14 protein-coding genes are annotated in these 12381 nt (G+C 68.8%); 4 read left to right on the top strand and 10 right to left on the bottom strand.

Going from position 1 to position 12381, the window contains the following annotated elements; genetic code table 11:
- Positions 1–11: 11 nt before the first annotated feature.
- Together ABIB25_RS10320 and ABIB25_RS10315 are read right to left on the bottom strand one after the other, a co-directional pair.
- Entirely contained in the window at positions 12–956 is a 945-nt protein-coding gene (locus ABIB25_RS10320; protein ID WP_354528355.1) for a tetratricopeptide repeat protein, read from the bottom strand.
- A 13-nt stretch (positions 957–969) separates the two neighbouring features.
- Positions 970–1818, bottom strand: a complete 849-nt coding sequence (locus ABIB25_RS10315) for an exonuclease domain-containing protein (protein WP_354528354.1) — start codon at positions 1816–1818, stop codon at positions 970–972.
- A 164-nt stretch (positions 1819–1982) separates the two neighbouring features.
- Between ABIB25_RS10315 and ABIB25_RS10310 the strand changes: the two genes are divergently transcribed.
- Entirely contained in the window at positions 1983–2495 is a 513-nt protein-coding gene (locus ABIB25_RS10310) for a MarR family winged helix-turn-helix transcriptional regulator (protein WP_354528353.1), read from the top strand.
- Between the two features lie 10 nt (positions 2496–2505).
- On the opposite strand, the gene ABIB25_RS10305 is transcribed toward ABIB25_RS10310, so the two are convergent.
- On the bottom strand, positions 2506–3693 hold the full coding sequence (locus ABIB25_RS10305) for an acetyl-CoA C-acetyltransferase (protein WP_354528352.1): 1188 nt from the start codon (positions 3691–3693) through the stop codon (positions 2506–2508).
- 105 nt (positions 3694–3798) lie between these two features.
- Here ABIB25_RS10305 and mce point away from each other — a divergent pair, with 105 nt between their 5' ends.
- Entirely contained in the window at positions 3799–4281 is a 483-nt protein-coding gene (mce, locus tag ABIB25_RS10300; RefSeq protein WP_354528351.1) for a methylmalonyl-CoA epimerase, read from the top strand.
- Between the two features lie 75 nt (positions 4282–4356).
- Positions 4357–5907, top strand: coding sequence for a coiled-coil domain-containing protein (locus ABIB25_RS10295; protein WP_354528350.1), 1551 nt, complete (start codon positions 4357–4359; stop codon positions 5905–5907).
- A gap of 101 nt (positions 5908–6008) precedes the next feature.
- On the opposite strand, the gene ABIB25_RS10290 is transcribed toward ABIB25_RS10295, so the two are convergent.
- The 4 genes from ABIB25_RS10290 to ABIB25_RS10280 form a co-directional block, all read right to left on the bottom strand.
- Entirely contained in the window at positions 6009–7619 is a 1611-nt protein-coding gene (locus ABIB25_RS10290; RefSeq protein WP_354528349.1) for a hypothetical protein, read from the bottom strand.
- Positions 7595–8449 carry an ABC transporter ATP-binding protein gene (locus tag ABIB25_RS10285; RefSeq protein WP_354528348.1) on the bottom strand — a complete coding sequence of 285 codons (855 nt, stop codon included), beginning with the start codon at positions 8447–8449 and terminating at the stop codon, positions 7595–7597. Before ABIB25_RS10285 ends, ABIB25_RS10290 begins: the two co-directional genes overlap by 25 nt.
- A 219-nt stretch (positions 8450–8668) precedes the next feature.
- Positions 8669–9058: an Rv1322 family protein gene (locus ABIB25_RS29190; protein WP_502919780.1), complete on the bottom strand. Its 390-nt coding sequence runs from the start codon at positions 9056–9058 to the stop codon at positions 8669–8671.
- Between the two features lie 140 nt (positions 9059–9198).
- Positions 9199–9621, bottom strand: coding sequence for a hypothetical protein (locus tag ABIB25_RS10280; RefSeq protein ID WP_354528347.1), 423 nt, complete (start codon positions 9619–9621; stop codon positions 9199–9201).
- A 22-nt stretch (positions 9622–9643) separates the two neighbouring features.
- On the opposite strand from ABIB25_RS10280, the gene ABIB25_RS10275 reads away from it, so the two are divergent.
- A complete protein-coding gene (locus ABIB25_RS10275; protein WP_354528346.1) occupies positions 9644–9898 on the top strand; it encodes a hypothetical protein in 255 nt (84 codons plus the stop codon).
- A 42-nt stretch (positions 9899–9940) separates the two neighbouring features.
- Here ABIB25_RS10275 and ABIB25_RS10270 read toward each other — a convergent pair whose 3' ends face one another.
- The 3 genes from ABIB25_RS10270 to pyrH form a co-directional block, all read right to left on the bottom strand.
- Complete coding sequence (locus ABIB25_RS10270; protein WP_354528345.1) at positions 9941–10864, bottom strand: phosphatidate cytidylyltransferase; 924 nt, start codon at positions 10862–10864, stop codon at positions 9941–9943.
- Complete coding sequence (gene frr / locus ABIB25_RS10265) at positions 10864–11421, bottom strand: ribosome recycling factor (RefSeq protein WP_354528467.1); 558 nt, start codon at positions 11419–11421, stop codon at positions 10864–10866. The genes ABIB25_RS10270 and frr overlap by 1 nt, the downstream gene beginning before the upstream one ends.
- Before the next feature lie 88 nt (positions 11422–11509).
- On the bottom strand, positions 11510–12253 hold the full coding sequence (pyrH, locus tag ABIB25_RS10260) for a UMP kinase (protein ID WP_354528344.1): 744 nt from the start codon (positions 12251–12253) through the stop codon (positions 11510–11512).
- Between the last annotated feature and the right edge of the window lie 128 nt (positions 12254–12381).

The following is a 12381-nucleotide window of genomic DNA, read 5'->3' as shown; positions in this document are numbered from 1 at the left end:
AGGCATCCGCGTCAGTACAGGGCCGCGGCCAGCTTGCGCCGGGCCTGCTTGACCATCTCGTCGTCTGCGGCGAACAGGCCGAAGAGTTCGATCAGGTGCTCCCTGGCCTTCGTCCGGTCGTCACCGGCGGTCCGCTTGACGGTGGCGACGAGACGGTCGAAAGCGGCGTCGACCTCACCGCCGGCCACCAGCAGATCGGCGGCGTCGCACTGCAGCGCGACGTCGTCCGGCGCGGCATCCGCATCGCCGATCGTGTTGTCGGGCAGCTGATCGGTCCGGGCCAGGAAGATGGTCTGCGCCAGCGCCGCGGTGGCTCTGACGTTGCCGGGCTCGGCGGCGAGGATCTGCTCGAGCTCGGCCTGCGCGGTGGCGTAGTCGCTCTCCATCAACGCGTCCTCGGCGACGGTGAAGCGGTCGTCCACCGGTTCGGCCTCCGGGCCGGCGGGTTCGATTCCGGCAGCCGCCTCGGCGGCGCTGATGCCCGGCAACCGGTCGCGCAACGCGTCCAGCAACGCGGTGATCCACTGCGTCAGCGATGCCTCCTCAGCTGGACCCGCGTAGGCGTCGATCGGCTGCCCGGCGGCCACCGCGATGATGGTCGGGATCTCACGGGCCTGGAAGGCCTGCGCCACGCGCGGGTTGGTGTCGACGTCGACCCTGGCCAGCACCCAGGAGCCGTGACCGGTTTCGACCACCTTGTTCAGCAAGGCGGACAGACTGGTCGACAGAGCCGAACGCACCGACCAGAGGTCGAAGACCACCGGGATGTCGGTTGACGCCTGCACCACCTCGCCGAAGGTCGCTTCGGTGACGTCGATGGTGTAGCGGGAAGGTGGATTCTCCTGCGCCGCAGGCGTACCGGCGGGCGCCGGCTTGTTCTTGAGGGCGGAGAGATCGATGGCGCCGGCGAAGGCTGCTGACAGTGCAGCCTGCTGGCGACGGTCCGGACTGGTCATGGAAGATATTTTGTCACGCCGCCCGGGTGACGCGAGCCTGCTCCCCGGCCGTTGGCTCTGGAACGCGGTGACGACCGACCCGAGCCGGTGGCGCCTCGGTCTCCGGCGCTCGGTGCCGACCGACCACGGGAACTCGTAGCGGCCACGCCCGATCGATCACCGCCTCCGACTTGCCCTTCGACCGCAGGTGGGCCTGGAGGTGCACGGCCCAGTCGTGGTGCCAAACCACCTGCGCGCTGTGCAGGGTGAGGGCGTCCGCCGTCCTCAGCAGATCGTGCTCGGCAGCGATCGCCCTGGCCAGGGTGGCGGCGGCCACTGCGTCGCCCAACGCGGAGTGGGCGTCCCTGGCGTCCACCCGGTAGTGCTCGGCGGTAGCCCCGAGGGTTCGTTTGCCCTTGCGATAGCGATCCATACCGCGGTCGATGACCAGCGGGTCGACCACCCACGCCGACGGCCACCAAGGCCGGGTGGACAACCGCGGTACCCCGGACCGGACCGCCTCGGCGTCCAGCAACGTCAGGTCGTACGGGGCATTGAAGATCACGACCGGCAGCCCCGCGCACCAGGCCCGCTCGAGCTCGCCGATGATCTCCGGGATCGCCAGCCCGCTGGGCATCCCGTGAGCACGGACCCGGTCGGTGCTGACACCGTGAACGGCGGAGGCCGCATCCGGGATGCGCACACCCGCGTCCACCAGCCACTCCCGCGACCGCACTACCTCACCGTTCGGTGCGACATGCACCACTGCGGCGGTGACGACGCGGTCAGTGGTGGTGTCAACACCGGTCGTTTCCAGGTCGAACCCGACGAGGGTGCCGGTGTGCCAGGCCGGTCCCTGCGCGAACGGGTTGACGGTGCTCATGTTCGGTGGCCTGCTCCGGTCGATGCGATGTCTGGCTTGTACTTTCCGGACGTTACGCGGAGGCACCGACAACGACACGGGCGAACACACAGCGGAGCCTGCCACAGGAGTACCGACAGTGCCGGTGACGCCACGCTGCCCTGGCCCCTTGCTAACGTCATCCGATGACCTCCAACGCCCCTACCCGCGCGCTGCCGTTCGATCCGATCGCCAAGGCCGCGGAGACCTGGGCGGAACGTATCGGCCCGAACGGCGCGATGGCGGCGGTCACGAACATCATGCGTGTGCAGCAGATCCTGCAGGCCAGCGTCGACGACGCCCTCAAACCACACGGTCTGACGTTCGCCCGTTACGAGGCGCTCGTCCTGCTGTCGTTCTCCCGCCGGGGATCGCTGCCGATGCGGATGATGGGTGAGCGGCTCCAACTGCACCCGACGTCGATCACCAACATCGTGGACCGGCTGGAAGCGGACGGTCTGGCCCGCCGGCTCCCGCACCCGAGCGATCGACGCACCACGCTGGTCGAGCTCACCGATGCCGGCCGGGAACGGTTGACCGACGCCACCGGGGCCGTGATGAGCGCCAACTTCGGCCTCTTCGGCCTGGAAGAGACCGAGTCCGCGCAGCTGTCCGTGCTGCTCACCAAGGTGCGGCGGTCGGCCGGCGACTTCGCCTAGCAGCCCGTCGTCAGGTGGTCGGCGGAACCGAGATCACCAGCGCGTCGCCCTGACCGCCGCCACCGCACAGGGCAGCCACGCCGATTCCGCCGCCCCGGCGGCCGAGTTCCAGCGCCAGCGTCAGTACCAGACGCGCGCCGGACATCCCGATCGGATGGCCGAGAGCGATCGCACCGCCGTTCACGTTGATCTTGTCCTCGGAAATGCCCAGATCACGCGCGGAAGCGATGCCGACCGCCGCGAACGCCTCGTTGATCTCCACGAGATCCAGTGCGTCCACACCGATCCCGAGCTTGCGGCAGGCGGCGCGGATGGCGTTCGCGGGCTGCAGCTGCAAGGACGAATCCGGCCCGGCGACGACGGCGTGGGCCTCGATCTCGGCAATCCACGTCAGGCCGCGGCTCTGCGCCAGTTCCTTGCGCATGACCACCACGGCGGCCGCACCGTCGGAGATCGGCGACGCCGACCCGGCGGTGATGGTGCCGTCCGGCCGGAACGCCGGACGGAGACGGTCCAGCACCTCGACGGTGGTCTCCGGGCGGATGCCCTCGTCGGCCTCGACCGTGGTGGAGCCCTTGCGACCGGGGACCTGGACGGGCACGATCTCGTGCGCGAACAGTCCCCCGGCGACCGCCGCCGCCGCCCGCTGGTGCGACCGGGCGGCGAAGGTGTCCTGCTCGATGCGGGTCAGCGGCTCCGCGTCGTTGCGCTGCTCGGTCAGGGAACCCATCGCCTGGTCGGTGAAGGCATCGCGCAGCCCGTCGAAGTCGGTGTGGTCCAGCAGGGTCACGTCACCGAACTTGTAGCCGGCGCGCGACTTCGGCAGCAGGTGCGGCGCCCCCGTCATCGATTCCATCCCGCCGGCCACCACCACGTCGAACTCGCCGGCGCGGATCAGCTGATCGGCCAATGCGATCGCGTCCAACCCGGACAGACAGACCTTGTTGACCGTCAGCGCCGGGACGTCCATGCCGATCCCGCCGGCCACCGCGGCCTGACGGGCCGGGATCTGCCCGCAACCGGCTTGGAGCACCTGGCCCATGATCACGTACTGCACGTCGGTGGCCGGCACCCCGCTGCGCTCGAGCGCGCCGGCGATCGCCGCACCGCCCAGTGCTACCGCGTTCAGTCCGGCCAATGCTCCGGAAAGTCGACCCATCGGCGTCCTGGCGCCGGCAATGATCACCGTTGATCCCATAGCGGCAACGCTACCGGGCCGTTCGTGTCGGGAGGCCCACCGCCCGGGAGTCGGGAGACCTGCCCAGGAGTCGTGGGTTCCGGTGCCGGGAATACGGTGGTCGCCATGACCCTGCCCCTGGACACCTCCATCGTCTGCATCGACCACGTCGGCCTGGCCGTCCCAGATCTGGAGGCCGCCATCAGCTTTCACACCGGAGTGATGGGGGGTGCGCTCGTCCACCGCGAGACGAACACCGACCAGGGTGTCGAGGAAGCGATGATCGCCTACGACTCCGGAGCCCAGATCCAGCTGCTGGCTCCTCTGACGCCCGAATCGACCATCGCCAAGTTCATCGGCCGGAGCGGGCCGGGACTGCAGCAGCTGGCCTACCGGGTGACGGACGTGGAGGCAGTATCGGAGCGGCTGCGCTCGAATGGCCTGCGATTGCTCTTCGACAGCCCGCGCCGGGGCACGGCCGGATCCCGGATCAACTTCGTGCATCCCAAGGACACCGGCGGGGTGCTGATCGAGCTGGTGGAGCCGCCGGCTCGCCCCGAACCCGCCGACGACGACCACCCCAGGTCGGGAGTGATCGACTTTTGGTGACGCACCCGGGGACTCCAGCAAAGTTCACGCCCGGGGTATGTCAGAACAACGGCAACAGATGGAACACTGGACTTCATGACGTCTGGTGATTGGCTTCCCGCACAAGCTCCGTTCGACCTCGTGCGGCGCGGTTACTCGCCCGAGCAGGTGACCTCCCACCTCGAACGCCTCGAGTACGACCTTCGGATCACCACAGCGAACCGCGACGCCACCAACCAACGACTGACCGAGTTGGGTGCGCAGCTGGCCGCTGCACAGGCCGAGGCCGACACGCTGCGCTCCCAGCTGGACCGCAGCGCCCTCGAGCCGGTCTCGATGGCCAATCTCTCCGATCGCATGCAGCGGATGATCCGTCTTGCGGAGGAGGAGGCCAGCGAGATCCGGGCCAGGGCCGAGACCGACGCCGACCGCCTCCGCGGCCAGCTCGAGACGTCGCTCGGTGAGGCAGCCCAGGCCAGGGCGGCGTTCGACGCCGAGCGTGAGCGCACCCGCAAGCAGCTTGCGGAGCAGGTTCACGGTTTGATCGCCGAGGCCACGGCAGAGGCGGAGGACACGCGCAACCAGGCGCAGGAAGAGGCGTCGCGGTTGTTGCAGGATGCCAACGCCGAAGCGGAACGGACGGTCACCCAGGCCCGTGAGCAGGCCGAACAGGAACTGGCCGAGGCACGCGCGATGGCCGAGCAGGAGAAGGCCGAGGCACATCGTGTCGCCCAGCAGGAACTGGCCGAGGCCAGGGCGAATGCCGAGAACACCACGAACCTTGCCAATGCCGCATCCGCCACGCTCACCAGCGAGACGGCCGCCGAGCGTGATCGTCTGGACGCGGCGAGCCTGGCACACCGCACGCAGGTCGAGGACGACTTCGAGATCGCGATCACCGCGCGGCGCTACGAGGCCAACCGGGTGATCACCGACCGGGAGGAGGCGACCGCTGCGACCGCTGCGAAGCTTGTCGCCGACGCCACCGCTCATGCCGAACACCTGGTGGCGACCGCGACGGACGAGTCGGAGACGCTGATGCGTCAGGCGACCACGTACTCCAACGCGCTGGTCAACCGCGCCTCGGCCGAGTCGCACCAGCGGGTGGCCGACGCCGACGAGGCCGTGCAGACGCTGCAGACGCTACGGAACCAGCTGGCCGATCAGTTGAACTCCCTCGGCGGCCACCTGGACCACATCCGCGAGCTGGCCGGCTCCGCGCCGGCGATCATCACCCCGCCCGAGACCGAGGCAGGCCGCCCGGTCTCTGCCGACTTCCCAGCCGATCCCACCGCCCGCCCGACGCCGGTCGATCTGCCGGTCCCGGTACTCGGCGAGCAGGACCATCCGGAGTCGGCCAACGGCGCCGAGATCGACGGCGCAGCCGAACTCAATGGCAGTGCCGACGTGAACGGCAGTACCGACCTGAACGGCAGTACCGAACTCAACGGTGCCGCCGGGCCGGCCGTGGAAGACCACACCGTCAACGGCGACAAGACCGACGTCGCGATCCAGTCGGACGAGGCACCGCCGACCGAGATCACCGATCACGACACCGATGCCGTCGATGACGAGGTCACCCAGACCGTCGCGGTGGAGTCGACCAACGGTCAGCGCACCAGGATCCGCGGCGGCCGCGGCCGCTGAGCCCGGATCGGTCCAGCCCCAATCCCGATCGAGCCCCGATCGGGATCGAGCCCCGATCGGGATCGAGCCCCGATCGGGATGGGAGCCCAAGCCGTCGGGCCTCAGCTGCGGTCGCCCACGGCGACCGTGGCCAGGATCTCCGGCGTCCGACTGAGGTAGGCCGACGCGGTCAGGTTCGACACGAGCACCACGGCCACGATGCCGCTGATCGGGCCGACCACCAACGCCGCCCAACCCCACACGGGCGACACCGCCCGTGCGAGCACCAGGAACACCAACGCCGGTAGTGCCACGACGATCCCACCGCCGAACGAGACCAGCGTCGATCCCATCGTGCGACCCTTCTGACCGGGAACGCTGTTGGCGAACATGGACTTCCGGCTCTGCCGCATCGCATAGGGCAGGCGTGCGGACACATATCCACTGAAGGCCACCGACCCCAGCATGAGGGCGAGGCAGAGCCCGAGCGCAGCCGGCACCCACTCGAGGTCGTCGCGGATGATGGCCTGCAGGAACACGGCGACCACCACGATGACGGTCCCCGGGATCAGCACGAAGATCGCGTGCCCCAGCGCCTCTCCCCTGGCCCGGGTGCGGTCGGCGAAGGCGACCATGTGCAGCCACAGGCCGGTGCCCTCGACCGCGAACTGGTTGCCGGCCTGCAGCCCCATCATCACCGCCGGAAACGCCACGGCGAACAGACTTCCGTGGCCTCTGACGACGAGCAGTGGCCAGAGTACGGCCAGCGCCGCGACGATGATCCATGGGATCCGGCGCATCGGATCCCGCCAGGTCAGCAGTCTGTCCCGGGCGATGACGAGGGACACCATGCCGCGCAGCGAGGACGCAACGGCTGTGCCGGAGGCCTTACCGTCCGACGGCGCCGAACCCTCCGTCGTCGACGGCAGGGTCGTCAGGCTCTTGCGGAGAGCTGTTGCCCACCACCACCATCCGATTACCACAGCGGCCGTAGGCGTCAGTAACGCGACCAGCAAACGGCCCCAGTTGGAATCGTGCAGCGTGGAGGGAATGGTGGCCAGGGCACCGTTCGGACCCCAGGACAACGCTCGGGAAAGCGACGTAATCCCCGAACCGATTGCTGACGAACCGTTGGAGCTGGCCGAGGATGCAGTCTGGTTCAGCGCGAACGACAACCCGATGTAGACGAGGAAGAGCAGCGATCCGACGACCATGCCGAGGTCCCGGCCGCGCCGACCTGCCATCAGACCGGCCATCGAGGCGGAGGCCGCCCGGGACACGATCACGCACAGCAGTAGTTGGACCGCCGCGCAGATCAGTGCAATGGGCAGCAACGCCCAGGTGGTGGACAGCGCGATCGCGGCGCCGACCATGACCACCGCGTTCGCCACCGGCAGGTACCCGACCAGGGAGGACACCAGCAGACCGCGTTGGAGCGTCGCCGTCGTGAGGGGAAGCAGTGCGAACCGTGCCGGGTCGACCGTCTCGTCGAGCCCGAAGGCGACCAGGGGTGCGAGCACCCACGAGAGCATCTGCACCGTGAAGAGTGAGACGACAGCAGTCCTCGCGAGGGCGGGATTGGTGCGCAGCGCGACAAACCCGAACACCACCAGCCCGAGCGCGAGCACGGCCACGCACCACCCGACCACGAGCCAGCCCTTGGTGGCGCCGCTGGCGGCCCGGAACCGGCTGCTGACCAGCCGCCACTTCAGGCCGGCGAAGATCCCAACCATTCCAGGCCTCCTTCCGCGACGTCGTCGGCGCCGACGAGATGCATGAAGGCGTCATCGAGACTGGCAGCCGACCCGCGGACCTCCGCCACCTTTCCGCTGGCCACGATGCGACCGTGCCCCATCACCGCGACGTGGCTGCACAAGTCCTCGACCAGAGCCATCACATGGGACGAGAAGATCACCGTGCCGCCGCCCGCCGTGTACCGGCTCAGCACTGTGCGGATCACCCTGGCCGACACCGGGTCGACGGCCTCGAGCGGTTCGTCGAGCAGCAGGATCGGTGGCGCGTGCAGCAGCGCGGCAGCGAGAGTGATCTTCTTGCGCATCCCGGTCGAGTAGTCGGCGACGAGTTTGGAGCCGGCCTCGTCGAGGTCGAGGACGGCGATGAGTTCCTTCGCCCTCGAAGTCACCGTGTCGGCCGGGATCCCACGCAGCCGTCCGAGGTAGGACAGCAACTCGGGGCCGGACAACCGCTCGAACAGCCGGAGACCGTCGGGCAGCACACCCATCTTGGTCTTGGCCGTCACCGGGTCGGCCCAGACGTCGACGCCGGCCATGATGATCCGGCCCTCGTCCGGGCGGAGCAGGCCGGTGATCATCGACAGCGTCGTGGTCTTTCCGGCCCCGTTCGGTCCGACCAGGCCGAAGAACGAACCGACCGGCACGTCCAGATCGATGTGGTCGACCACCGGGCGTCCGTCGTAGACCTTGGTCAGACCGCGGATGGCCACCGCAGCTCCGCCGACGGTCTCGAGAAGCTGTTCGGGCCGTGGATAGCTGGGCAGCGCCGACCCACCCGGCCCGGTCACCGAGGACCCTTTCGCCGTCATCGTCCCTGTTGTCACCGGAATGCGGTCTGTCGCTTCGCCGGACATCGGATGTCCCCTCTCGTCGCCAGTCCCGTCCAACCCTGCCACACGAACCGACTGCGAGGCGGGCCGGAGGCTCTCCGGAGCCGTCGGTGATGGGCCCAGCTGGTCGAGAGTGGCTCCCAGACAGACCAACGACGTCGGCTGCACCGGAATGACCGACACAGTGCGGACGGAAGATCACCAGGAGAGGGATCCCGGCCCTCCGCGACTCGCCCGACGTTCCCAACAGGAACTGTGCCAATGGCGGCGGCTCGCGACGCCGTCCTCGCCCTCCGGGGTCCACTGCGGCCAGACCACCAGATGCGGGGTCGCAGGGGCGATCACCTGCTGGCACCCGGGGCAACGATATCCCTTGCCGGAAGCGGCTCCCGGGGTCGTGCGCACGAGGAAATCACCATCCCGGGTCGACCTCCGGCTCTGCCATCCGGAGAGCCCGATCGGGCGGTCCACAGCGTCGCCGGAGTGGGCCTGGGACGCCCGTCGGTCCGGTCGGTGGGAGCGTCGTGGCACAACGAAACGGTACCCGTGTGCCAGAGTTTCTCTGATCAGGTCGATCCCGCCGGCCATCGGAGCCGGTATCGGAGCCCAGCCAAGGCAGGAGGCGCGGTGCGTAGAGGAACCGGCATCACGCTGACCGCAGCCGCTCTCAGCATCACGGTCGGAGTGCTCGTGGGCGCGGTGATCACCATCGGCAGTCATGCCAGATCTCAATCCCAGGTCACCCCGTCGCCCTCTGTGGTGGTCTCGTCCAGCGGCGTCGCGATCAGCCAGGACGTCGGTAGCGACGACCCCGCAGGCCTGGGCAGCGACGGTGTTCCACTGAGCGGGGATCCGATTGCGTCCTCCGCGCCCCCGACCGCCACAGCACCGGCCCCGGCCACCGCATCGATCCCGGTGGCCTCGACGAGCCCGGCCCGGCTCACCACCCCGTCGATGAAGACCACCCCCAAGGCGACCGCGGAGACGACACCGACGAAGCCGGCAGCCGTGACGAAACCGGCAGTCATCATGACCACGGTGACCGTGATGGCCAGCACCTCTTCGACGCCCACCACCTCCGCGAGTCCGACCCCGACCACGCCGACCACCCCCACCTCGCGCAGCCGCGGCTCGTCGACTCCGCCGACCACCGCACCGCCGTTGAGTGCGCCGGTGCAGAATCCGCCCGGCCCGGGAGCGCCGGTCGCCGGCCGGCCGTGCCAGCACCTCGGCGACAAGGGCACCGTGGCGGGCGGCTCGAATGTGTTCTGCCAGACCAACTTCGCCAACAGAACCCTTGCCTGGCGGGCGGTTGTCGACGGTGGCGGTTGCCTGTCGAAGCGGATGCGCGGCATCGGGATCGACGGCCGCAACTACGCCTGCCGCGCCGACGGGCCGGGTCTGGATCACTGGCGCCCGATCCGCTGACCGTGCGCACGGTCCAGAAGGGGGTCCAGAAGGGACAGTTCGTCAGGCGGGGATGAACAGGTTCAGCAGGCACCAGGCGACGACGGCCGACGGCAGCAGCGAATCCATCCGGTCCATGACGCCGCCGTGGCCGGGCAGCAGCGTCCCCATGTCCTTGACCCCCAGATCCCGTTTGATCAGGGATTCGGCGAGATCACCGAAAGTCGCGACGAGGGCCAGCACCGCACCGATGATTGCGCCCTGCCACCACGGGTGATGCAGCGCCGGGAGCAGCGAGACCGCCAACGCCCCACCGACGGTGGCCGTGACGACGGACCCGACGAAGCCCTCCCAGGACTTCTTGGGCGAGATGGTCGGCGCCATCGGATGTTTGCCCAGCAGCGCTCCAGCTGCGTACCCGCCGGTGTCCGAGCAGACCACCATGATCAGGAACGCCAGCACGCGCGCGTGACCGTCGTGCGGCGCGACCATCAGCGTTGCGAACGAGGCCAGCAGCCCGAGGTAGATCGTCAGGAAGACGCCGGCGGAGACGTCGGCGAGGTAGCCGGCAGCGCCCGCCGGGAAGCGCCAGGCCATCACGGCCAAGGCGGTCAACGCGACGCCGACGACCTGCGCGGTGTGGCCGTACGGCCAGCTCAGGATGATCGTGGTGGTCGATCCGACGGCCAGTGGAATCCACGCCAGGGTGATGCCGCGGGCATTGGCCAGCGTCGTGCGCATCTCCCAGATGGAGGCGACGACGGCCGCCACGATGATGCCGACGAAGATCTGACGGAGCAGGAACAGCGAGCCGACGATGACGACCCCGAGGCCCAGACCGACGCCGATGGCCACCGGTAGGTTGCGGCCGGCCTTCGAGGCCGCCGGTGCCGCTGCCTCGGGTCCGGGAGCCACCGGTGTGGGGGCGCCCGGTGTCGAGACCGCCACCGGCGGGCGCGCCGCGTCGTCAGAAGTGGTCGAACTCATCAGTCCTCGAGCAACTCGGCTTCCTTGTGTCTGACCAGCTCGTCGATCGAGCCCGTGTACCGATCGGTGACGGACTGCAGTTCCTTCTCGGCGCGTGCGCCCTCGTCTTCGCCGGCGTCGCCGTCCTTGACCGCCTTGTCGAGGGTTTCCTTGGCCTTGCGGCGGATGTTGCGCACCGAGACCTTGGCGTCCTCGCCCTTGGCCCTGGCCACCTTGCCCATGCTGCGGCGGCGCTCCTCCGTCAGCTGCGGGAAGATGATCCGGATGATGTTGCCGTCGTTGCTGGGGTTCACCCCCAGGTCGGAGTCGCGGATCGCGCGCTCGATCGACCCGAGCTGGCTCTGGTCGTAGGGCTTGATGACGGCCATCCGGGCTTCCGGGATGGTGATCGAGGCCATCTGCTGCAACGGCGTGGTGGCACCGTAGTAGTCGATCACGATGCGGCTGAAGGTGTTCGGGTTGGCCCGGCCGGTCCGCAGACTGGACAGATCCTCCTTGGCGACCGAAACCGCCTTCTCCATCTTCTCTTCCGCGTCGAACAGCGTCTCGTCGATCAGGTCGGACATTGTGCTGGAGCCTTTCGTCCCAGCCGGCGCGGTGTCGCCGGCGTGGCTTCTGTAACCGAACCTACGTCGTGGGCAGGAGCTAGAGCGAACGGGGAGTCGACACCAGGGTGCCGATGGTCTCGCCTCGGACCGCTTTGCCGATGTTGCCATCGGTGAGCAGGTTGAACACGATGATCGGCATCGCGTTGTCCATGCAGAGGCTGAATGCGGTGGCGTCGGCAACCTGCAGGCCGCGTTCGAGCACCTCGCGGTGGGTGATCTCGGCGAACATCTTGGCGTCCGGCACCACCCGGGGATCGGCGTCGAACACGCCGTCGACCGCTTTGGCCATCAGCACGACCTCGGCATTGATCTCCAGCGCCCGCTGCGCCGCGGTGGTGTCGGTGGAGAAGTAGGGCATCCCCATGCCGGCGGCGAAGATGACGATCCGGCCCTTCTCCAGGTGGCGCTCGGCGCGTCGGGGAATGTAGGGCTCGGCCACCTGGCCCATCGAGATTGCGGTCTGCACACGGGTATCGAGGTGGTGCTCGCGCTCCAGGAAGTCTTGGAGCGCAAGGCTGTTCATGACGGTGCCGAGCATGCCCATGTAGTCGGCCCTGGCCCGGTCCATGCCGCGGCTGTTCAGTTCGGCACCGCGGAAGAAGTTGCCACCGCCGATGACGACGGCCACCTGCACGCCGTCGCCGACGACTTCGGCGATCTGCCGGGCGACACCGGACACCACGTCCGGATCGACGCCGACCTGGCCGCCGCCGAACATCTCGCCACCGAGCTTGAGAACCACCCGGGAGAACGGTCGACGGTCGGAGAGCTGGTCGGTCATCGGTGTCCAATCTTCGCCCGGCCGCGGGACGGGCCCGGCATCAAGTCGAGAAATCCTGACCATCGAAACACGAACCCGCGCCGATGGACGAACCGGACGGGCGCCGGATGCGCCACTGGCCGGCCGCC

Origin of the sequence: Nakamurella sp. UYEF19, from assembly GCF_040546275.1 — a bacterium.
Taxonomy (GTDB): Bacteria; Actinomycetota; Actinomycetes; order Mycobacteriales; family Nakamurellaceae; genus Nakamurella.
Note: the sequence above shows the minus strand (reverse complement) of the source record. Positions and strands in the feature narration are given on the sequence as shown.

What these genes read in the sequence shown, in the direction of transcription:
- ABIB25_RS10290 (WP_354528349.1), bottom strand. Translation starts at nt 7,619, where the DNA reads ATGGTTGGGATCTTCGCCGGCCTGAAGTGGCGGCTGGTCAGCAGCCGG.
- pyrH (WP_354528344.1), bottom strand. Translation starts at nt 12,253, where the DNA reads ATGACCGACCAGCTCTCCGACCGTCGACCGTTCTCCCGGGTGGTTCTC.
- ABIB25_RS10295 (WP_354528350.1), top strand. Translation starts at nt 4,357, where the DNA reads ATGACGTCTGGTGATTGGCTTCCCGCACAAGCTCCGTTCGACCTCGTG.
- ABIB25_RS10320 (WP_354528355.1), bottom strand. Translation starts at nt 956, where the DNA reads ATGACCAGTCCGGACCGTCGCCAGCAGGCTGCACTGTCAGCAGCCTTC.
- ABIB25_RS10315 (WP_354528354.1), bottom strand. Translation starts at nt 1,818, where the DNA reads ATGAGCACCGTCAACCCGTTCGCGCAGGGACCGGCCTGGCACACCGGC.
- mce (WP_354528351.1), top strand. Translation starts at nt 3,799, where the DNA reads ATGACCCTGCCCCTGGACACCTCCATCGTCTGCATCGACCACGTCGGC.
- ABIB25_RS10270 (WP_354528345.1), bottom strand. Translation starts at nt 10,864, where the DNA reads ATGAGTTCGACCACTTCTGACGACGCGGCGCGCCCGCCGGTGGCGGTC.
- ABIB25_RS29190 (WP_502919780.1), bottom strand. Translation starts at nt 9,058, where the DNA reads ATGGCCGGCGGGATCGACCTGATCAGAGAAACTCTGGCACACGGGTAC.
- ABIB25_RS10305 (WP_354528352.1), bottom strand. Translation starts at nt 3,693, where the DNA reads ATGGGATCAACGGTGATCATTGCCGGCGCCAGGACGCCGATGGGTCGA.
- ABIB25_RS10310 (WP_354528353.1), top strand. Translation starts at nt 1,983, where the DNA reads ATGACCTCCAACGCCCCTACCCGCGCGCTGCCGTTCGATCCGATCGCC.
- ABIB25_RS10285 (WP_354528348.1), bottom strand. Translation starts at nt 8,449, where the DNA reads ATGACGGCGAAAGGGTCCTCGGTGACCGGGCCGGGTGGGTCGGCGCTG.